Consider the following 19,965-nt stretch of genomic DNA (forward strand, 5'->3'; position numbering starts at 1 on the left):
AACCCAATAAATCAGCTCTTCCTGTTCAATACAAAACTGAAATCTGCATTACCGATATAAGGTTGATCATCCTTGTTGAGAAAAAACAGGATATTATCATCGGCCACCAGAAAGGATATAGATGCACCGGGTTTATCTGGTTCAATGGTATAAATCGTTTGTCCGGCTCTTGTACCTGTTCCTTTTCGGATGATCCATTTCCCGGTTACATGTTGCGCCTTTCCATCGATTATTTTGCGGATCGAAAAACTGGTGGGTTGATAGGTTACGGCATCCCTGTTAAGAATAAGCTGCCATTTGAGTTTGAAACAGGCCGCACTTACTTTCATTTCAGGATGCTCGGCTGCAATCTCCTTACAGGGTGTTCTGCCGTCGTAAATTACCTGTGTACTATTTGCTTTTAACGCTGCAGTAAGTATAAGTGTCTCATTACCCCCCACTGGATCCTTTCTGTTCAAAGCATAACTCCAGCCACCATTACCTATGAGCAAGTTACCATCCGGTGTTAACAGGTGAAAACTATGCTCGCTGATTTTTACCAGCGATAGACTCACCTGACCATCGTTTGACTTTAACTGGTATATTTCTTTCGCATACTTGTTATGCCCATTTCCTGTAACCATATACTTACCCCTGATGTTTTTTTTTGTGCCCCCTTCTTTAAAACCCAATGTATTGGGTTGAGATACCCCAAAAACAATATCCAGTACAAATACATTGTGCTGCTCAAATACCAGGTTCCACTTCATAAAATCAATGGCTGTTTGTGGGGGTATCGAGAGCATGGTTTTTATCAACGAATCACCCGGTGTACTGCCCATTAAAACAAAGGGTTTGTCATTGGATGGATTAGCTGTACTGCTCACTGTATGGGCGCATACAAGAACAACAAACAGTAAAATACCCTTACAACCATAATGTATTGAACGCATAAAGGATGATTTAGGAGTGATTGATTTGTGTATTGCCTGTTCCTTAATTTACGAAACAATTCCTGATCCACTTATCTCATTCAACAACCGTTCGTCACGACATACATATTTATGCGATTGAATACTTACCGATTGATGAGCAGTTTTGTGGCAGTATCAGACTAAATATTCAACCTACATGAAAAAAATTATAGTGCTTGCAAGCTTACTGATAGCAATGACCCTTCAGGCCATTGCACAAACCAATGGTAAATTATCAGGTTCACTCTCTTTTAGTGGTAAAGCTATTGAAAGTGCTTCTATTAGTTTGTTAAAAGCCAAAGACTCAGGTCTGGTTAAAGTGGCTGTATCTGATAAAAACGGCCTTTTTACTTTTGACAATATCGCTTTCGGCTCCTACAGGATTGCCGTTAACAGTATTGGTTACCAGCCTTACTTCTCTCCTGTTATTGTCGTTTCTTCCGATAAGGCCGATGTCTCTCTTGGCTCCATTACAATAGCGCCTGCTGTGAATACACTGGGTGAAGTAACCGTGAGCAGCAGAAAACCTTTCCTGGAAATGAAAGCAGATAAAATGGTGGTGAATGTAGACGCTTCTCCTTCCAATGCCGGCAATACCGCGCTGGAAGTACTGGAGAAATCACCCGGCGTAAGCGTTGACAGAGAGGGTAATATCAGTCTGAAAGGAAAGCAGGGTGTAATTGTTTTAATTGATGGCCGGCCTACTTATAAGGGCAGTGAAGACCTCGCCAATATGCTGAAGGGCATGAATGCCAACCAGCTCGACCAGATTGAAATTATGACCAATCCACCTGCCCGTTTTGATGCATCGGGTAATTCGGGGGTGATCAATATCCGCACTAAAAAAATAAAAACCAAAGGGTTTAATGGTAATATCAATACTTCGTATGCACAGGGTGTATATCCCAAAGCCAGTATCGGCACCAACCTCAATTACCGCATCAATAAGCTGAACCTTTTTGGTAATTATAATTACAGTTACCGCGAAGCTTATCAGCAGTTCAGTATCCTGCGTAATTTTATCAATCCTGTTACAAAAAACATTACCGGTAGTTTTGATCAGCGTGCTTATATGCCCGATAACCGCAATTCGCATTCAGGTAAAATAGGTATTGATTATACTTTCTCCAAAAGAACATCTGCGGCACTTACGCTGAACGGTTTTGGCACTAAAATGGAATTTAACAATAACAGTACCAGTCTGCTCACAGATGGTAATGGCAACCTGCAGTCTACAACCTATGGCAATACATTCATGACACCGAATGTTACCAACTATAGCAGCAATTTCAATTTCCGACACCAGTTCGATTCTACCGGCAGGGAACTTAGTTTTGATGCAGATTATATCAGCTATAAAGACAAACATCGCCAGCGTTTCATCAACAGTGTGTATAATGCCAGCGGAAATATCATTGGCAAGGCCGATAGTCTGGTTGGTGATCTTCCTTCCGGTTTTGATGTATATGCGGCCAAACTCGATTATGCACAGCCCTTAAAAAACAAAGGAAAATTTGAAGCGGGTGCCAAACTGAGTTTTGTAACCAGCGATAACAATATGCGTTTCGACAGTATTATCAATGGCAACCGTGTTACAGATATTACCCGCTCTAATTATTTTATCTACAAGGAAAATGTATATGCGGCTTATATGAGTCTGAATACCCCATTGAGTACCAAACTATCATTACAGGCGGGTTTGCGTTATGAGTATACCGATGCCAGGGGCGATCAGGTTACGAGTAATATTCAGTTCAAGAATACTTATGGTCAGCTCTTCCCTACCCTTTACCTGAGTTATAACCTGAATGAAAAAAATATGTTCACTGCCAATTTCGGCAGACGTATCATGCGTCCACAATACAGGAACCTCAATCCTTTTGTTTTTATTGTTGATAAATACACTTATCAGAAAGGCAATCCCTATTTACAGCCGCAGTTTAGTAACAATATTGAGCTGAGTCATACTTATGCAGGTATGCTCACCAGTACATTGAATTATTCAGCTACCAGCGGTGTGATTTCGGAAGTGATTGAACAGAATGAAACGACCAAAGAGACATTCCTCGTAAGAAAAAATATTGCTTCACGTAAGCAGTATGGATTGGCTGTTAATTTCTATAAAGCCATCAACAAGTGGATGACCCTTAGTTTGAATGCCAATATTTTCAACAATCGTTTCAAGGGTATTGTAAATGATACATTGATTAACCTGAGTGTTAATTCCGGCAACTTCAATGGAGCCATACAAACAAAATTAGGCAAGGGATGGGATGCCGAGCTGAATGGTTTTTATAATACCCGTGGTGTAGATGGTGTGATGGTTTTTAAAAGCATGGGTATGTTTACGGTAGCGGTATCAAAATCGGTATTGAAAAACCAGGGGAAAATTACCCTCAACTACCGCGATCCTTTTAAACTCCAGCGTTTCAATGGTACGGCCCGTTATTCTACCATTGATGCCACTATCAACAGCAGATGGGAAAACAGTATCCTGAACCTCACTTTTAATTACAGGTTTGGTAAATCTTTCAAAACCAATAAACGCAGCTCCGGCAGTGCATCGGAGGAAGCCAGCAGGATTGGGGGATAAAAGACATGTATGATAGCTGTTGTAGGATGTTTGATATGCATTTCTTAAATCAGACATCCTACATCAGCTATCACACATCTTTTGTATCTTGTATACATGAGAACCTACGACAACCTGGTGGATGCGATCAGTGATTTAAAAGCCGCTGGTTATACGACAGATTTTAACCTTGCATTTGATCAGATTAAATGTGCTGCTACTGGCACTTGTTTATTACCGTCTCAGTTTGAGATTGTGGCACATCATCGTTTTGAAGCCGATACAGACCCTTCCAATTCCAGTGTATTATACGTCATAAGCTCACACGACCAACAGATGAAAGGTATACTCATCAGTGCTTATGGAGTCTATGGTGATGCACTCAGTGATGAGATGATCAATAAATTGGTTGTTAATGAAAGATGACTGTTTTGAATAGGTCTAAAAAAAAAGCGATCCTTCAAAAATGAAGAATCGCCATGCGAAATATTCAAACCAAAACCAATAAACCGATTTAATAAATCCGGAACTTAATGGGTAAACTGAAATAACTTTTTACGTTACGTCCCTGTATTTGTCCGGGATTCCATACCGGCATTTTAGCTACCACCGCAGTAGAAGCTTCATCCAAACCATAACCGGCCAGGTCTCCTTTTACAACAGGTGTATAAATAACACCTCTTTCATCAACGGCAAATCCAACCAGTACTTCACCTTCCACACCATTTTCCAGTGCTGCTTCCGGGTAAACAATATTTTCCTGTATAAACTTGGCCAATGCTTTTTCACCACCCGGATACGATGGTTTTATTTCAGTACGATAGTAAATACCCATTTGGTCTTTTTCAAGCATCATATTGGCATACTCTTCATCCCATCTGCGATTTCTCTCCACAATCACTTCCCAGCGGCCATTCTTTTTCAGCGGATTGGCTACGGCTTTTCCGGTGGTAATAGTGGTAGTAGTTTGGGTAGTAGTAACTGTTTTTGAAGCAGCGGCTGCTTTTTCAACTGAATCGGCTGTCAGGGAATCTTTTTTCAGCTCTTCTGCATTTTTGCCGGTAGAACAGGCATTCAAACTCATCATACCTGCCATCGCAATCAACAGGTAAAAAGGAGTTTTAAGGGTAACATTTTGTTTGACTTTGTTTTGATATAACATAATAACAGTAGATGAATTAACCGGGCATAAAACCAGGTCATCATCATGTTACAAAGTTGAACCATTCATTTTTATTTTCTTTACATATGAGGGAGAGAAGCTTACATGTTTTACAGGTGGGGAAGGAATTAAAAGTCAAAAGTTGAAATTCAAAATGAATAACGGATGTGGTTTTGAATTTTGGCTTTTGAATTTTGATTTTTTCCTCTTCTCTTTCATACATTCGATCAAACAAAACCCTTTTTATGCTTCATCGCCGACATTTTCTTCAACTGGGTTCACTCGGATTATCTGCTTTCAGTTTTTCGTCTTTCAGGGGAACGGTTATTGGGCAAAAACCGCTGGTGCTTTCTACCTGGGATGCCGGTATTGCGGCCAATAAAGCGGCTTGGGATGTTTTACGTGCCGGTGGCCGTGCATTGGATGCGGTGGAACAAGGTGTAAGGGTTACGGAAGCTTCACTGAATTGTTGTGTGGGTTTGGGTGCCAATCCAGACCGGGATGGTTTTGTAACACTGGATGCCTGTATCATGGATGAATTTGCCAATTGCGGTAGTGTGGCTTTCCTCGAAAGAATCAAACACCCGGTATCGGTTGCCAGAAGGGTGATGGAGAAAACACCACATGTAATGCTCGTGGGTGAAGGTGCACAGCAGTTTGCTGTGGCAGAAGGTTTTCCATTGGAGAAAGCGGAACTTTCAGATGATGCAAAAAGGGCTTACCAGAACTGGTTAAAGAAAAGCGAGTACAAACCCGTCATCAATATTGAGAACAGTAAAAAACAAGATGCTTTTGTACCAGCCAAACTAGAAAATGGTGAATGGAACCATGATACCATCGGCATGATTGCACTGGATGCAAAGGGTAACCTCAGTGGCAGTTGTACCACCAGTGGTATGGGTTTTAAAATGCGCGGACGTATTGGCGACTCTCCCATTATCGGTGCAGGTTTATATGTAGACAATGAAGTGGGCGCTGCTGTGGCTACGGGTCAGGGTGAAGATATCATCCGCATCTGTGGTGCACATACCATTGTTGAATTGATGCGACAGGGGCTTTCACCAGAAGCAGCCTGCAAAAAAGCCATGGAACGTTTATTCAAAACCAAGGGCCCCGAAAAAGCAAAAGCCATACAGGCAGGTTTTATTGCTATCGGCAAAAATGGTGAGTATGGTGGATATGCTTTACAAAAAGGGTTTAATTATGCAGTATGTCATGCCGACGATAAAAACTTTTTAGTAGATGCAAAACCTTTGATCTGATATTTTATTCTATCCCCCACCGGACTAAAGTCAGGTGCTGGGTTGTTGGAGCGGTTATGGGGTTAGTTGTTTCTTACGATGATAGATTTTTTCCGATGTAAAAATATTGATATGTCATTACCACTTGAAATATGTGTATTCAATACAGCAACAGCCATCGCGGCGGCAGCAGCAGGTGCTGACAGAATTGAATTGTGTGAGAATTATGCCAATGGTGGTACTACCCCATCCTATGGCTATTTAAAAACGACAAGAGAAAAAGTCAGCATCCCCATTTTTCCGATGATACGTCCACGTGGGGGCGATTATTTTCACCGGCCGGAAGAAATTGAGATCATACAAAAAGATATAGCACTGTGTAAGGAACTGGGATTTGATGGTGTGGTCTTTGGTTTACTCAACCGTGATGGGTCGGTTGATAAAGAAAATACAGCCAGATTGGTTGAACTGGCTTATCCGTTAGATGTAACTTTTCATCGTGCATTCGATCGATGCAAAGACCCATTGGAAGCATTGGAGATCATTATACAATGTGGTTGTACCCGCATACTTACGAGCGGACAACACCCCAAAGCGCCTGATGGGAAAGAGCTGATCAAACAATTGGTGGAACAGGCTGATGACAGAATCATCATTATGCCGGGAAGTGGCATTAACAGTACTAACCTTGCAGAAATGGTTGCATTTACGGGTGCAAAAGAATTTCATACATCTGCACGTATCATGCGGCCATCACAAACGGAATATATGAACCCTCTGATTCCGGAAGATTTCAGTCAGGATTTTACAGATACAGATGAAATTCGAAAACTAAAACAAATTTTAAGTAGCTAAGTCCGTTAATTCGCTGTTTACAAATGAATATCAGACTTGAACTGGAAAAAGAACATTCCAAAGAACAGGCATCTCGTATTGCCAACTATGCTGTTCAGCATAAAAAACAGTTCAAGGAATTAATGGACTGTTATACAGATGAAAATTACAGACTTTCGCAGCGTGCCGCATGGAGTGTGAGCTGGGCGGCAAAAAACAAACCCGCCATGATTGAGCCATATATTGGTGTGCTGGTGAAAAGGTTGCAGGAACCGGGTGTACATCCTGCTGTTATTCGCAATGCGGTAAGAATTTTAGAAGATATTGCTATTCCCGAGCAGTTTCATGGTGAAGTAATGAATGCCTGTTTCGGCTTTATTGAAACCCCATCCACACCCGCAGCCATCAAGGCATTTTCATTAACCGTATTATTCAACCTCACGAAACAATACCCCGAAATAAAACCAGAGCTAAAACTCATCATTGAAGAAAGATGGGATACTGAAACAGCGGCATTCAGAAGCAGGGGGAGGAAAATATTGAAGGAAATGTCTGATGTCTGATGTAGGATGTCGGATATTTATAAGACTAGGTGAATGTTTAATCACCAGCACCAATCAAAATATCAGACATCCGACATCAGAGATCAGAGATCATCAATAAAGCATACGAACCTTAATTGTTTCTTTCACTTCTTTCAACAGTTCAACTGCCTTCTTGGAGAGTTTTTTGTCTACATCGAGAACCACATAACCAATCTCTTCATTGGTTTTCAGGTATTGTCCTACGATATTGATATTATTTTTAGAGAGTGCTGTGTTAATGGCACTGAGTACGCCGGGTACATTTTTATGTATGTGTAGAATACGGTGGGCACCATCAACCGGTGGTAAACCAATAGCAGGAACAGTATGGGAGCCATTGGTGATACCACGTTCGAGGTATTGAAATAATTTTACGCTTACATCTTCTCCTATATTCTGTTGCGCCTCTTCTGTAGAGCCACCAATATGTGGTGTAAGGATTACATTGGATAATCCCTGTAAAGGTGTTTCAAAATGATCGCCATTTTTTTCGGGCTCCCATGGGTACACATCAATTCCTGCGCCTGCAATGGCTCCTTCCTTAAGGGCTTCGCTCAATACTTTTAAATCCACCACTTCACCACGTGCATAATTAAGTAAGATGGAACCTTTCTTGAAGTATTTAATATTGTTTTTATTGATCAGGTTTTTTGTCTGTGCAGTTTCAGGTACATGCAATGAAATAATATCGCTGTTGCTCAATACTTCTTTCATCGATTTGGCTGCTATGGCATTACCGAGTGGTAATTTGGTTTCAGTATCATAAAACAATACTTTCATTCCCAATGCCTCGGCCAGTACACTTACCTGTGAGCCAATATTTCCATAGCCAATAAGTCCGAGTGTTTTTCCACGGAGTTCATAACTGCCTTTGGCATCTTTCATCCATATACCTTTATGGGCTGCGATATTTTTATCTGATATTTTTCTGATCAGCATCACAGAAATACCAATCACCAGTTCGGCTACACTTCTGGTATTGCTATAAGGGGCATTAAAAACCACCACACCATTTCTGGTGGCATTTTTCAGATCAACCTGGTTTACACCAATGCAGAAACAACCGATGGCCTGTAATTTTTTTGCGGCATCCAATACTCTGGCAGTAATCTGTGTTTTGGAACGGATGCCCAGGAGATGCACATCTTTTACTTCTTTAATCAGTTCATCCTCACTTAGGGCACCACTGAGTTTGCGTACATTGGTATAACCCTGTTGTTTAAAATATTGAACTGCTTTGTCGCTGATATTCTCCAGGAATAAAATATTGATCCGCTCTTTTGGATAACTGGTGATTGCCTGCTTGCTCATGCAGCGAAAATAATGTTTTTATTTTCTGCATAACCTTTCGCTTTTTAACCATTTCCATAACAGTTTGTTTTTTATTTTCGCCGCGAAGAAAAACTAACAGATGATCGCAAAAGCCTTTGGTATCGCTATTTTGATGGGTGTATTACAGTCCTGCTCGGCGCAGCCTCCTGAAAAAGATTCAGCAGAAAGTTTTGCGCCCATTCCTTCTGCCAATAAAGCAATCTATGCGGCTGAAATAGAGAAACAATACAAACAATTGTTAGCGAACAAAGGATTTAATGGAAGTATACTGGTTGCCAAAAACGGAGAGATATTGTTTGAAGATTATAAAGGTTTCAGCAATTTCAAAACCAAGGATCCCATCACCCCTAATACCCCTTTTCACCTCGCTTCTGTGTCGAAACCCTTCACAGGTATGGCTATCATGAAACTCAGGGAACAGGGTAAACTGAAGCTCGATGATGAAGTCACCGATTTCTTCCCCGATTTTCCCTACTCAGGTATTACAGTACAATTACTGCTGAATCACAGAAGTGGTTTGAATAATTATGTTTATTTCCTTGTAGACCGTAAAGTGGAGACCTATCGGGTAAAAACCAAAAAAGGACGTTGGGTAAGAAGAAAACGTACCATTAAAATGCCGCCCTTAAAACCCGGACTGCTCACCAACCAGGATATGCTGGATTATATGATCAAGCATAAACCTGCGCCCTTATTTGCACCCGACAGGGCTTTTAGGTATAGCAATACCAATTATGCCCTGCTTGCATTGATCATTGAAAAAATTACAGGACAATCCTATCCGGTTTATATAAAAGACAGTTTGTTTACGCCCTTGGGTATGACAGACAGTTATGTTTTCAGTGTAGCCGATACTGCCAACTATATTCCGTCTTATAAAAACAACAATGTTCCCTACCGTATAGAAAAGCTGGATTGTATTTATGGAGACAAAAATGTATACTCCACCGTCAGGGATCTGTTTTTATGGGACAGGGCCCTGCATGAGGGTACTTATGTAAGTCAAAGCTCACAAACCCTTGCCTATCAGCCCTATAGTTTTGAAACAAAATCCTTCCACAATTATGGATTGGGCTGGCGTTTATTGAATTCTCCAACGGAAGAAATCGTTTACCACAATGGTTGGTGGCATGGCAATAACACTGTTTTTACGCGTTATATCAGGGATTCGGCCACTATTATTGTATTGGGCAACCGTTATAACCGCCATATTTACCAGGCCAAAAAATTGTCTTCTGCCTTTACCGGTCGCATAGACAGTACTGAACTGGAGGAATGAACTGTCATGAATAGTTTTCAATGAGCATGAACGGGGAGGCCGATTTTAGCCTTTTACCCCTATTTTTGCAGACTTTTAATATAAACTTTACCAGACACACACTGATTATGGACAAAATCTTGTTTTATGCCGTTCCGGCGATGGGAGTTGTAGGTCTTCTCTACACTTTTTTAAAGTTTAATTGGGTTTCGAAACAGGATGCGGGCAATGACCGCATGAAAGAGATCAGCACTTATATTGCTGAAGGTGCCATGGCTTTTCTGAAGGCCGAATGGAGAATACTGACCTATTTTGTGGCTATTGTTGCGCTTTTATTGGGTGTAATGGCCCAGAGCAATCCACACTCACACTGGTCCATTTCACTGGCATTTGTATTGGGTGCCATTTGTAGTGCTGTTGCCGGTTATATTGGTATGAAAGTGGCTACCAAAGCCAATGTTCGTACCGCACAGGCTGCCAGAACCAGTCTTTCCAAAGCATTGAATGTTTCTTTTACAGGCGGTGCCGTTATGGGACTGGGTGTTGCCGGTCTGGCCGTATTGGGTCTGGGTGGTGTTTACCTGATCCTGAAACAGGTATTTGCGCCTGAAGCTGCTGCCAATTCTGAAGAAATGCTGCGTACGATTGAAGTACTCACCGGTTTTTCATTGGGTGCAGAGTCTATTGCTTTGTTTGCCCGTGTGGGTGGAGGTATCTATACCAAGGCGGCCGATGTGGGTGCCGATCTGGTAGGTAAAGTAGAAGCGGGTATTCCGGAAGATGATCCACGTAACCCTGCTACCATTGCCGATAATGTAGGTGATAATGTGGGTGATGTGGCAGGTATGGGTGCCGATTTATTTGGTTCTTATGTGGCCACCGTTCTGGCTACCATGGTACTGGGTCAGGAAACTTTTTCGCAGGATAATTTTGGTGGATATGCCCCTATCCTGCTGCCCATGCTGATTGCAGGTGTAGGTATTCTTTTCTCTATCGTAGGTACCTGGTTTGTTCGTATCAGCGATACAGCGGGTATTAATACCGCAGTGGTACAGAAAGCCCTGAATATGGGTAACTGGGGTTCTATTGTTTTAACTGCAGGAGCCTGTGCAGGTTTGGTATACTATATTTTACCTGAGACCATGAGTCTGCGTGGCAACGAATTTACACGTGATGGTGTATTTGGTGCCATTGTGGTAGGTTTGGCCGTGGGTACATTAATGAGCATTATTACAGAATATTATACGGCGATGGGTAAGCGCCCTGTTATGTCGATCATCCGTCAGTCATCAACCGGTCATGCTACCAACGTAATTGGTGGTCTGGCAGTAGGTATGGAATCAACCTTCCTTCCTATTCTCGTATTGGCGGGTGGTATCTGGGGTTCTTATGAGTGTGCCGGTTTATATGGTGTGGCAATTGCCGCCGCAGGTATGATGGCCACTACAGCCATGCAATTAGCCATCGATGCATTTGGTCCGATTGCGGATAATGCAGGTGGTATTGCCGAAATGAGTGAACTGCCCAAAGAAGTGCGTGAAAAAACCGATGTACTCGATGCGGTAGGTAATACTACAGCTGCTACCGGTAAAGGTTTTGCCATTGCTTCTGCTGCCTTAACTGCCTTGGCGCTTTTTGCGGCTTTCGTGGGTGTAGCAGGAATTGAGGGTATTGATATTTATAAAGCAAAAGTATTGGCCTCACTGTTTGTGGGTGCCATGATTCCTTTTATCTTCTCTTCACTGGCCATTCGTGCGGTAGGAGAAGCAGCAATGTCGATGGTAGAAGAAGTTCGTCGTCAGTTCCGTACCATCCCCGGTATTATGGAAGGAACGGGTAAGCCGGAATATGATAAATGTGTGGCTATTTCTACTGAAGCTTCTATCAAAAAAATGATGTTACCCGGAGCCATTGCCATTGTATCTCCCTTGATTATTGGTTTCCTCTTGGGCCCTGAAGCATTGGGTGGTTTCTTAGCCGGTGCTACGGTGAGTGGTGTATTGATGGGTATGTTCCAGAACAATGCCGGTGGTGCATGGGATAATGCCAAAAAATCTTTTGAGAAAGGTGTTGAGATCAATGGTGAGATGTTCTACAAAAAATCTGAGCCACATAAAGCATCCGTAACAGGTGATACGGTGGGTGATCCGTTTAAAGATACATCAGGTCCTTCCATGAATATCCTGATCAAACTGATGTCAATTGTATCATTGGTGATTGCGCCTACGCTGTCGCAGATACATGGTGCTTCGGCAGATCATAAGGTTGAGAAAAGGATTGAAATAAAAGCTACCCATGGTGGAGAATCGGCCAGTGTTACTGTAAATGGTGCAGATGTAAATATTGATAACCTGGTTGAAGAACTGAAAAAAGCAGGTCTGGCTACAGGTAACAATGTAAATGTTGAAATCAAGGATGGTAAGATCATCCTGAATGGTCAGGAACTTGCTGCAGATGTTGCACAACAGTTTTCTAAATACCTGGATGGTAAAGAGAAAGTGAATATTAAAGTAGATGTGACGGAAGAGAAAAAGTAATTTTTTCTTATAAACGAGAAAGGCTCCAATCAATTGGAGCCTTTCTCGTTTTAAGATATAATGATCAATAATTCATCAGCGCTCTATCCCCAACCCTGCCAAAGACGGCAATGAAATATTGGCACCTATCACGGCCAGTAAATTACTTTTTACTACAAAAGGTGCATTATAGTCTTTACCGAAGGAAGCATTTAATGAGAGTACCTCACTGATTTTATATTCCATATTTAAAGCTATCCTGTAAGTTGAACCTGAGCGAATGGCCTGTATATTATTACCATTAATATCTTTAGTGGGATAACGATAATCGAAAGAACGATAGATCACTTCAAGTCCATAATTAAAGCCTTTATCCACAATTCTGTTTGCACTGATACCAACATCAAAATGACTACTCACAGAATCATTTTTCGAGAATGAGTATCTGACTAATCCTGAAAATTCAGATTGTTGATCAGGGCTTCTGTAGCTCATGGTAGACCATATACCTGTTTTTTGATAGAGAGAGCGTCCGAACTGATTATCAGGAAAATACTGCACTCCTGCCAGCGCCAGTTCCCATATAAAACCTACTTTATCTTTATTTTCAGACTTGATTTTTTGAAGTGCCAGCGCTTCAATACTTTTATCAAGCACAGCAGCTCTCAGCCTTTTTAATGCTGTAACGAGTGTAATATTATTTTTTTGGGCATCAGTCCAATGATCGTCAATTAAAGTATAAGCTGCACTTTTCAATAATTGATTGCCTGATGTATCTCGCCTCAAATCTACATATTCACCAATGGCTTTTTTTACCAGTTCAATTATTGCGGTTTCATTTATCTGTTTATTCTGTAGTTTTTCCAGTACAGTAGCTTCGTTATTTTCTGCTTCTTCTTCCAGTATCTCCCTGATACCTTTTTCTACATAATCAGACACATCAATTTTTTGTGTCAGCATACGAACAGACCTTCGCAATTGCTCTGGAATCTTGCCCGAGAATAACTGAGTTCGTAAGCCAATCGCAAGCCGTGTACCTGAAAGAGTATCTCTTTGATCACTAAGTTTACTGGTAGCTACAGATAATGCCAGGGTTTTCATCATATTATTCCAAACATCCGGTGCAGGAATATCAGTGTAATTGCGGGAAATATTATAGTATGTAAAAAAATCAATATCAGGTCTTGACTTTAACCAATAGGGAGAAAATTCTAGGCTGATGTTCGGATTAAAAGTTGATCCTCCTAATCCTGATATTAAGGATGTTCCTACACCTTGAGGTGTTGTCGGACGTGTAATACTAGTTGACCCCAGATTTAAGACGGAAGCAGCAGGTGTTGTAGGCAAGCGGAAATTATCCAGCTTAACAGTATCAGTCTGTGAATATACATTCAAGCTGATCAGACAAATGAGGATGAATAAATAAATACGCATAAATAACTATTTAATACTGAATTTGATCTCAAACAAAATAGTACCGCCATTTTTATCCGCATCAACTGAATACTCATATAATGATTCATTCTGATCATCTTTCAACTGAATACTGACAGGAACTGTATCTGTATCTGGATTTACATCGGTGGCATTGATTTCTACCAGTAATATTTTATTACGGCAATCTTCAATATCGCCTATCAAAATTTCGTCAAACTGACCCGATACCAATTTCTTCTTTCCAATCTTTATGAAAGCATTGTAATACTGTCCCATACCTACTTTCAAAAAGAGAAAAAGACTGCCATTGCCAGCTTTGTAAGTTTCAGAATTCTTGTAAAATACAGCCATTGTTTTAGTGTTTTATTGGTGAATAATATTTTGCTCTTGTAATTGTTTAACAACCAGACTCAGACAGCTTTGCGCATCATCATCAGCATCCCAGTAACTGGCATGTACTCGAACCGAATACAAGGTTAATAACTGATATAGTAAATTAGGTTTGATATTGGTGAGTTCATAATTGAGGTTTACAGGTAATAGCGGGCTTCCCGGCATGCCATATTCAGCCTTTCCCTTTGTATTGGTTTTTCGCAGATTGCTCGCCAGTGCATCTGCAAGAGAATACACATTAATCCAGTAAATTTTATCAGACACAGAAACATCTCGCCCTGAGAAGAACGATCCAAAATAAACCCGAATAAAATCATAAGGACATCCGATGGTGATAAGTCCTTTTATATTATTCCGAATTCTGGCAGATACAGGTATTCCAAAAGGAAAAATATAATCCAGCGCAATAATAGAACCAAAACTATATGTGTGTAAGGTTACATCAGTGTCATTCCCTTCTTTTTCGCAGATAAACTCAAGCAATTTATCAAGCTGTCCATGTATTTTCTGCTTTCGCTCACCACTGTTAAGATAATCTGTTGCACATGAGAACTCTGTAGCTAATGCAGTAATCATTGTATTGATACCCGGCAGTAATATCAAAATCACAGCTGTTATATTTAAAGCCATTTGTGAATATTCCTGAAGTTTTCGGGGCGATAAATGCAACCAGTTTAGCAGTTGTTTAAAATAAACATTTTCATTACCAGCGTTTACTATTAATGCAATAGCTGCAGGAAAAAGAAATAGAATCGCTGAAGACATTAGTAGAAACAAGAGAAAAACAAAAAAAGCTTCTCCCCTGTATCTGGGTGTATAACCTATAGATCTTCCTACATAAAATAACCGGTAAAATATCAGGGGGATCTTAACTATTACATGTGCAAATAAAGTAAGTGATTTGAGTAATACATTTTTCTTTTCGAATGCAGCAACCAACACATCCGCATATTGATACTCATAAAAACAATAAGCCTGTTTTTTTTCACCAGCTGTTGTTTCCCATATAGTTATATGTTGGGCAGATAGTTTGCCCGCTTCGTCATAAAAAATTTTTTCAATTGTACTGCTGTATTGAATACTGCTCTCCGATCGATTGTAATTGATCTGGTGCATGAAACGCCTTGCATATTTTTCAGCCGATTCTTTACGATAAGCTTCTCCTAAACCAGGCATATAAATACCGACCTTCTTTGGCATATTGTAAGCATTAAGTTTTACAGATAACAGTGAAACGCACAATCATATATAGCTCAAACCGGGAGGAGTTTGGGGAGCTAAATATTGGGGGATGTTTAAAAATATAATGAGTTTTTGATTTTTACAAGCAAAACATATTAATTTACTATTTATATCAAAAAATACCTATAAATCGTGATAGCATGAGGTACCTCTTTGTTTTCTTAGTGTTTATTCTTTTGGGCTGTAACAGCAATAATGATAAAACAGATAAAGTGGTTGATGCCAGGGTTATTGTGCTCACTGATACAATACCAGGCCTGCGAACCAGTATTAAGAAAGAACCCGTTGCCAGTTATAGCCAAAAAGTACCCGATGAGCTCAACGACTGGCAATTTGCCGTTCAGGTATACGAAACAAAACGCCGCTTTCATTATGTAGTACGTATGCAATACAAAGAATTAAGGGTAACAGACTCCATCAATATTCCCAATATTGGCATAGAACCATCTGTACAGATTCAAAAAGACAAGGATCCCTTCTCCTGCACCCTGGGTTTCCCCGATAAAAAAGGCCAATTCAAACCCCTCTCCCGTGCCAGCGTTAAAGGCGAAAGACTTAGGTTTAAAACTGTGGCCAGTTATGCCGTGGGGGTGTATAGGACGGAAGCGAAATAGTAGCGTGAATGGTGAATGGTGAATGGTGAATGGTCAATCGTGAAATTGAAAATCTACTGAAAGAATAAAAACAGTAAATATTACCTCGAGATCTCCTTATTGACGATTGACCATTCACTCCCACCCCCCTGCCGTTTAACAAATTTTTTACCTCCTCATTACGATTTCTCTCGTAAATTGCTTACGAATTAAATCGTAAAGCATGGCAAAACATATCAAACCAACGGAAAGTGAGCTTGAAATACTGAGGGTTTTATGGGACAAAGGAACGGCCACCGTTCGGGATGTTCATGAAATATTGAGCGAACATAAGGATGCAGGTTATACCACTACCCTCAAACTCATGCAGATTATGTTTGAGAAAGGTATTGTGAAACGCGACGACAGCAATAAAACACATATCTACCGCGCCAATATCAGCAGGGAAAGTACCCAACAGCAAATTGTAGGTAAAATGATCAACTCCTTATTCGGCGGTTCATCGAGCCAGCTCGTGATGCAGGCCCTGGGTAACCAGGCCCCCAATAAAGAAGAACTGGATGAGATTCAAAAAATGTTAGACAACCTGAAAAAACAATCCTGATGCAGTCCTTGTTTCAGTCTGCTTTTCTCCAGGCCCTGGGCTATTCCATTGCCAACAGTTTATGGCAAATGGCTTTTCTATGGCTGGCCTATGTATCTATTTCTGCAGTACTGAAACCTTCCTCTTCGCGCAAATACAGCCTGGCTGTTTGCCTGCAAAGCATCGGCTTTATCTGGTTCGTTTTTACACTTCAGTTTTATTATAGCCAGTATAGCCGTTTTCTTTCAATTGAATCAACCGGTTTAGACAGCAAAACAATTGCCACACTGGTACCACAGGGTCAGGGTTTGCGTTCTGTAATCATTGAATGGATGATACGCGGAGAACAATTACTCCCCTATTTATCGGTGGCTTATCTACTACTGATGCTGGTATTATGTGTTCGTTGGGTGATGGGTTACCGTTATACTGCCCTTATCCGTAAACAGGGATTGCTGAAAATTCCGGTAGACTGGCGCTTATTTGTAAAAAATACGGCACAGCAACTGGGTATTACCCGTGAAATATCGATATACCTGTCGGAGAAAATTGGCTCTCCCTTAACCATTGGCTTTATCAAACCAATGATTCTGGTGCCGGTGGCCAGCATCAATCACCTTACAGTAGCACAACTGGAAGCAGTGATACTGCACGAAATGGCACATATCAAACGATACGATTACCTCGTTAATATATTATTGTCGGTTGCAGAGATCAGTCTTTTCTTCAACCCCTTTACACAATTACTTTCGAAACAAATCAGGAAGGAAAGAGAAAACAGTTGCGATGACTGGGTGCTGCAATTTCAATACAGTGCCGAAACCTATGCAACAGCATTGTTGCGTATAGCACAGTTACAGACCGTTCCTGCTTTTGCCATGGCCGCAAAAGGATCGAATGAAAACGAATTACTCACCAGGGTTAAAAGAATGATTGGCACGCAGGAACAGGGGTTTAATTACCGCAAACAATTGCTGGCTTTTTTTCTGGTAACAGGTATACTGAGTTCTGTTGCCTGGCTCAGTCCTGATCAACAACAGCAAAAAGAAAAGGCTTTAACAACAAAACAAAATAACACAGCTTCTGCTTCCATCGATATTCAACCGGTTACTGTTGAACCGATGGCGGTGAAAGTTACCAATCCGCTTTTTAACCCTGCCTTCTTTCTGTCGAAAACATTAAAGGAAGAAATGGAGGATAACCTGAAAAAAGCAACCGATGAAATGCGGGCTTCCCTGCAGAGTAAAGAAGTACAAGAAGCCATTCAGGATGTGCCTGTTGTGTTGAATGAGGCCTATACCACCCTTACCACCGATCTTTTCAAAAATACATCGGGCTGGAAAAAAGAATTAGCCGAACTGGAGAAAGCCAAAGCAGAAATGAAATCGGCATTGGCTTCACTTGATACTATTTCTATTCCTGCAGTAGAAAGAAAACAGGCTAAAGAAGAAATGGCCCTCTCTTTAAAAAAGATGGAACTCGATTTTGCTGAAGCAAAAGAAGCCATCAGTAAAATTTCTAAACCCACCATCTCTTTCAAAGCTGAACAGGATATGGTGAATAAAGAAATTGAAAGAGCCATACAGGAAATACAGAAATTGCAACTCGATAAAAATATCAAACAACTGATACCTGTGGTTGATATCCTAAAAATCATTGAACAATTCGATATTAAATTGAGTAAGGATGTTCAGACCGAAAAAGTTAAACAGCAAAAAGTCGATAAAAAAGTATCGGAAAAACAAAGCGCTGATAAAGATGATAAAATAGTTATCATCGCTGAAGATGAAACTGAAATACCGCTTATCAGCGTGAGTCAAATAGAGCCCGATGCTGACAGTTTATATGAGCAATGGTTAGTAAAACAAATGCAACTGATCTCTACGCTGGAGGATCGTGCGAAATATGACAGCCTGTTTAAAGTAAAATGGGATGCATTTAAAGAACGCAGGAAAAAGCAAACAGGGAAAAAGAAAGCCATTATTTAAACCTGCTCTTCAGTCATTGAGTTACCACAAATTCCTCGGGCACCAGTCGCCAAAACGATTGCCCAACTGAAAACCAATCAGAATTTCATGTGTGCCCTTACTAACTGTATTCAGTCTGGATGTCTGCAGATCGTATGAATAACCGATATTGATATTGTGGCTTACATTCAAGCCTACCATTCCTGCAAAACCATCCTGGTAGCGATATGAACCACCCAGCCATAATAGATCCTGGTACATGAATTTGGCATTGATATCGAAACCGATGGGCAAGGGAGATACATAGCGTATTAAGGTAGATGGCAGGAGACTTACATCTCTTGACAATTGCATCCTGTAACCGGCACTTAAGAACAAATGCGGTACCAGTTTTCCTTTTTCTACATATACGGTATTATTGGAGAAAGCCACATTCTGCGGAACTATCTGTTGGGCCGCCAGACCCAGGAAATATTTGTTTGAATACAACCATAAACCTGCACTGATATCGGGTCTGATCTGGTTAATCATTCCACTGCTGGCTACTGCAGGATCTACAACCGTGGTTCCGAAATTGAGCTTTGATGCATCTAAACTCATATTGGTAATACCGGCAGATATACCTGCTGCCAGACTTGTGGTTCCAGAGAGTCCGAGGTGATATGAATAAGTACCAAAGGCTGCAAAGCGGTTCAAGGGGCCTGTTTTATCATTGAGCATGGTAAAACCGAGTCCATGGTGGGGTGCTGCGGCCTGGTAACTGCGCCAATAAGCTTCGCCTCTTGGGTTCTCCCCTCTGGCTCGCATGCTGGTAGCTGTTTCCCATCCGAAATCATCCTTTTTTAAAGGCCCGTGAATGGTGATATAGGTAGTAACCGGTGCATCCTGTATACCTACCCATTGCATACGGTGTGATGCTTTTACATCCCAGTAATTCTCAATACCCGCCACGGCAGGATTGATAATATAATTGTTCATGATATACTGGGTATAATAAGGACGCTGCTGCGCCTCTACCAGTACCGGCAGGATCATCAACATAAAACCCAGGTAATATATCCTTCTACGATTCATTTTATTCAATAAACAGTTATACCTACGAATATCAGCGTCCTGCCGATTGGTTGACAATATAGTAATTAGTCGAATTCAGATCACATTTTGTAAATGAGTTTAACATCCTCCTATTAGCTCTTCACCTGATAAACGGTGCAATCATTACACCAATCGGTCGATTATGATATAAAAACAAAATTCAAAATTCAAAAACCAAAAATCTGACATCTGCGATCTGACAT

General features: G+C 40.9%; 17 protein-coding genes. 10 read left to right on the forward strand and 7 right to left on the reverse strand.

The genetic code is table 11. The features are described from left to right. Nucleotides 1–11 precede the first annotated feature (11 nt). Nucleotides 12–932, reverse strand: a complete 921-nt coding sequence (locus KXJ59_RS10185; protein WP_295204139.1) for a hypothetical protein — start codon at nucleotides 930–932, stop codon at nucleotides 12–14. A gap of 178 nt (nucleotides 933–1,110) precedes the next feature. On the opposite strand from KXJ59_RS10185, the gene KXJ59_RS10190 reads away from it, so the two are divergent. Then, a complete protein-coding gene (locus KXJ59_RS10190) occupies nucleotides 1,111–3,546 on the forward strand; it encodes an outer membrane beta-barrel family protein (protein WP_295204142.1) in 2,436 nt (811 codons plus the stop codon). Nucleotides 3,547–3,642: 96 nt separating this feature from the next. Continuing rightward, nucleotides 3,643–3,951 (forward strand): phosphoribosylpyrophosphate synthetase, encoded by a 309-nt coding sequence (locus KXJ59_RS10195; RefSeq protein WP_295204145.1) that lies wholly within the window; start codon nucleotides 3,643–3,645, stop codon nucleotides 3,949–3,951. Between the two features lie 88 nt (nucleotides 3,952–4,039). Here KXJ59_RS10195 and KXJ59_RS10200 read toward each other — a convergent pair whose 3' ends face one another. Further along, a complete protein-coding gene (locus tag KXJ59_RS10200; RefSeq protein ID WP_295204148.1) occupies nucleotides 4,040–4,687 on the reverse strand; it encodes an energy transducer TonB in 648 nt (215 codons plus the stop codon). Nucleotides 4,688–4,932: 245 nt separating this feature from the next. Here KXJ59_RS10200 and KXJ59_RS10205 point away from each other — a divergent pair, with 245 nt between their 5' ends. From KXJ59_RS10205 to KXJ59_RS10215, 3 genes are all read left to right on the forward strand, one after another. Beyond that, nucleotides 4,933–5,949 (forward strand): N(4)-(beta-N-acetylglucosaminyl)-L-asparaginase, encoded by a 1,017-nt coding sequence (locus KXJ59_RS10205; protein ID WP_295204149.1) that lies wholly within the window; start codon nucleotides 4,933–4,935, stop codon nucleotides 5,947–5,949. A gap of 111 nt (nucleotides 5,950–6,060) precedes the next feature. Further along, nucleotides 6,061–6,783: a copper homeostasis protein CutC gene (locus KXJ59_RS10210; protein ID WP_295204150.1), complete on the forward strand. Its 723-nt coding sequence runs from the start codon at nucleotides 6,061–6,063 to the stop codon at nucleotides 6,781–6,783. 23 nt (nucleotides 6,784–6,806) lie between these two features. Beyond that, nucleotides 6,807–7,325 (forward strand): hypothetical protein, encoded by a 519-nt coding sequence (locus KXJ59_RS10215; protein WP_295204153.1) that lies wholly within the window; start codon nucleotides 6,807–6,809, stop codon nucleotides 7,323–7,325. Between the two features lie 93 nt (nucleotides 7,326–7,418). On the opposite strand, the gene serA is transcribed toward KXJ59_RS10215, so the two are convergent. Then, complete coding sequence (gene serA / locus KXJ59_RS10220; protein WP_295204157.1) at nucleotides 7,419–8,657, reverse strand: phosphoglycerate dehydrogenase; 1,239 nt, start codon at nucleotides 8,655–8,657, stop codon at nucleotides 7,419–7,421. Nucleotides 8,658–8,757: 100 nt separating this feature from the next. Between serA and KXJ59_RS10225 the strand changes: the two genes are divergently transcribed. Together KXJ59_RS10225 and KXJ59_RS10230 are read left to right on the forward strand one after the other, a co-directional pair. Then, complete coding sequence (locus KXJ59_RS10225) at nucleotides 8,758–9,957, forward strand: serine hydrolase domain-containing protein (protein WP_295204160.1); 1,200 nt, start codon at nucleotides 8,758–8,760, stop codon at nucleotides 9,955–9,957. 107 nt (nucleotides 9,958–10,064) lie between these two features. Beyond that, nucleotides 10,065–12,473 carry a sodium-translocating pyrophosphatase gene (locus KXJ59_RS10230; protein ID WP_295204162.1) on the forward strand — a complete coding sequence of 803 codons (2,409 nt, stop codon included), beginning with the start codon at nucleotides 10,065–10,067 and terminating at the stop codon, nucleotides 12,471–12,473. A gap of 75 nt (nucleotides 12,474–12,548) precedes the next feature. On the opposite strand, the gene KXJ59_RS10235 is transcribed toward KXJ59_RS10230, so the two are convergent. From KXJ59_RS10235 to KXJ59_RS10245, 3 genes are read right to left on the reverse strand one after another with little or no spacing between them, the layout of a single operon-like run. Next, nucleotides 12,549–13,886, reverse strand: coding sequence for a hypothetical protein (locus KXJ59_RS10235; RefSeq protein ID WP_295204164.1), 1,338 nt, complete (start codon nucleotides 13,884–13,886; stop codon nucleotides 12,549–12,551). A gap of 6 nt (nucleotides 13,887–13,892) precedes the next feature. After that, entirely contained in the window at nucleotides 13,893–14,240 is a 348-nt protein-coding gene (locus KXJ59_RS10240; protein ID WP_295204166.1) for a hypothetical protein, read from the reverse strand. Nucleotides 14,241–14,252: 12 nt separating this feature from the next. Then, nucleotides 14,253–15,482, reverse strand: a complete 1,230-nt coding sequence (locus KXJ59_RS10245) for a hypothetical protein (protein WP_295204169.1) — start codon at nucleotides 15,480–15,482, stop codon at nucleotides 14,253–14,255. Between the two features lie 182 nt (nucleotides 15,483–15,664). Between KXJ59_RS10245 and KXJ59_RS10250 the strand changes: the two genes are divergently transcribed. The 3 genes from KXJ59_RS10250 (at nucleotide 15,665) to KXJ59_RS10260 (ending at nucleotide 18,688) form a co-directional block, all read left to right on the forward strand. Further along, nucleotides 15,665–16,138 carry a hypothetical protein gene (locus tag KXJ59_RS10250; protein WP_295204171.1) on the forward strand — a complete coding sequence of 158 codons (474 nt, stop codon included), beginning with the start codon at nucleotides 15,665–15,667 and terminating at the stop codon, nucleotides 16,136–16,138. Nucleotides 16,139–16,340: 202 nt separating this feature from the next. After that, complete coding sequence (locus KXJ59_RS10255; RefSeq protein WP_295204174.1) at nucleotides 16,341–16,721, forward strand: BlaI/MecI/CopY family transcriptional regulator; 381 nt, start codon at nucleotides 16,341–16,343, stop codon at nucleotides 16,719–16,721. Further along, nucleotides 16,721–18,688, forward strand: a complete 1,968-nt coding sequence (locus tag KXJ59_RS10260; protein ID WP_295204178.1) for a M56 family metallopeptidase — start codon at nucleotides 16,721–16,723, stop codon at nucleotides 18,686–18,688. Before KXJ59_RS10255 ends, KXJ59_RS10260 begins: the two co-directional genes overlap by 1 nt. Nucleotides 18,689–18,709: 21 nt before the next feature. Here KXJ59_RS10260 and KXJ59_RS10265 read toward each other — a convergent pair whose 3' ends face one another. Next, nucleotides 18,710–19,741, reverse strand: a complete 1,032-nt coding sequence (locus KXJ59_RS10265; RefSeq protein ID WP_295204182.1) for a type IX secretion system membrane protein PorP/SprF — start codon at nucleotides 19,739–19,741, stop codon at nucleotides 18,710–18,712. Between the last annotated feature and the right edge of the window lie 224 nt (nucleotides 19,742–19,965).

The organism is Sediminibacterium sp., from assembly GCF_019264485.1.
Lineage (GTDB): Bacteria > Bacteroidota > Bacteroidia > Chitinophagales > Chitinophagaceae > Sediminibacterium.

Bases quoted from the DNA above. Each gene is read 5' to 3' on its own strand.
- KXJ59_RS10230 (WP_295204162.1), top strand. From the start codon at position 10,065: ATGGACAAAATCTTGTTTTATGCCGTTCCGGCGATGGGAGTTGTAGGT.
- KXJ59_RS10210 (WP_295204150.1), top strand. From the start codon at position 6,061: ATGTCATTACCACTTGAAATATGTGTATTCAATACAGCAACAGCCATC.
- KXJ59_RS10245 (WP_295204169.1), bottom strand. From the start codon at position 15,482: ATGCCAAAGAAGGTCGGTATTTATATGCCTGGTTTAGGAGAAGCTTAT.
- KXJ59_RS10255 (WP_295204174.1), top strand. From the start codon at position 16,341: ATGGCAAAACATATCAAACCAACGGAAAGTGAGCTTGAAATACTGAGG.
- KXJ59_RS10205 (WP_295204149.1), top strand. From the start codon at position 4,933: ATGCTTCATCGCCGACATTTTCTTCAACTGGGTTCACTCGGATTATCT.
- KXJ59_RS10240 (WP_295204166.1), bottom strand. From the start codon at position 14,240: ATGGCTGTATTTTACAAGAATTCTGAAACTTACAAAGCTGGCAATGGC.
- KXJ59_RS10250 (WP_295204171.1), top strand. From the start codon at position 15,665: ATGAGGTACCTCTTTGTTTTCTTAGTGTTTATTCTTTTGGGCTGTAAC.
- KXJ59_RS10260 (WP_295204178.1), top strand. From the start codon at position 16,721: ATGCAGTCCTTGTTTCAGTCTGCTTTTCTCCAGGCCCTGGGCTATTCC.
- KXJ59_RS10265 (WP_295204182.1), bottom strand. From the start codon at position 19,741: ATGAATCGTAGAAGGATATATTACCTGGGTTTTATGTTGATGATCCTG.
- KXJ59_RS10190 (WP_295204142.1), top strand. From the start codon at position 1,111: ATGAAAAAAATTATAGTGCTTGCAAGCTTACTGATAGCAATGACCCTT.
- KXJ59_RS10225 (WP_295204160.1), top strand. From the start codon at position 8,758: ATGATCGCAAAAGCCTTTGGTATCGCTATTTTGATGGGTGTATTACAG.
- KXJ59_RS10215 (WP_295204153.1), top strand. From the start codon at position 6,807: ATGAATATCAGACTTGAACTGGAAAAAGAACATTCCAAAGAACAGGCA.
- KXJ59_RS10195 (WP_295204145.1), top strand. From the start codon at position 3,643: ATGAGAACCTACGACAACCTGGTGGATGCGATCAGTGATTTAAAAGCC.
- serA (WP_295204157.1), bottom strand. From the start codon at position 8,657: ATGAGCAAGCAGGCAATCACCAGTTATCCAAAAGAGCGGATCAATATT.
- KXJ59_RS10200 (WP_295204148.1), bottom strand. From the start codon at position 4,687: ATGTTATATCAAAACAAAGTCAAACAAAATGTTACCCTTAAAACTCCT.
- KXJ59_RS10185 (WP_295204139.1), bottom strand. From the start codon at position 932: ATGCGTTCAATACATTATGGTTGTAAGGGTATTTTACTGTTTGTTGTT.
- KXJ59_RS10235 (WP_295204164.1), bottom strand. From the start codon at position 13,886: ATGCGTATTTATTTATTCATCCTCATTTGTCTGATCAGCTTGAATGTA.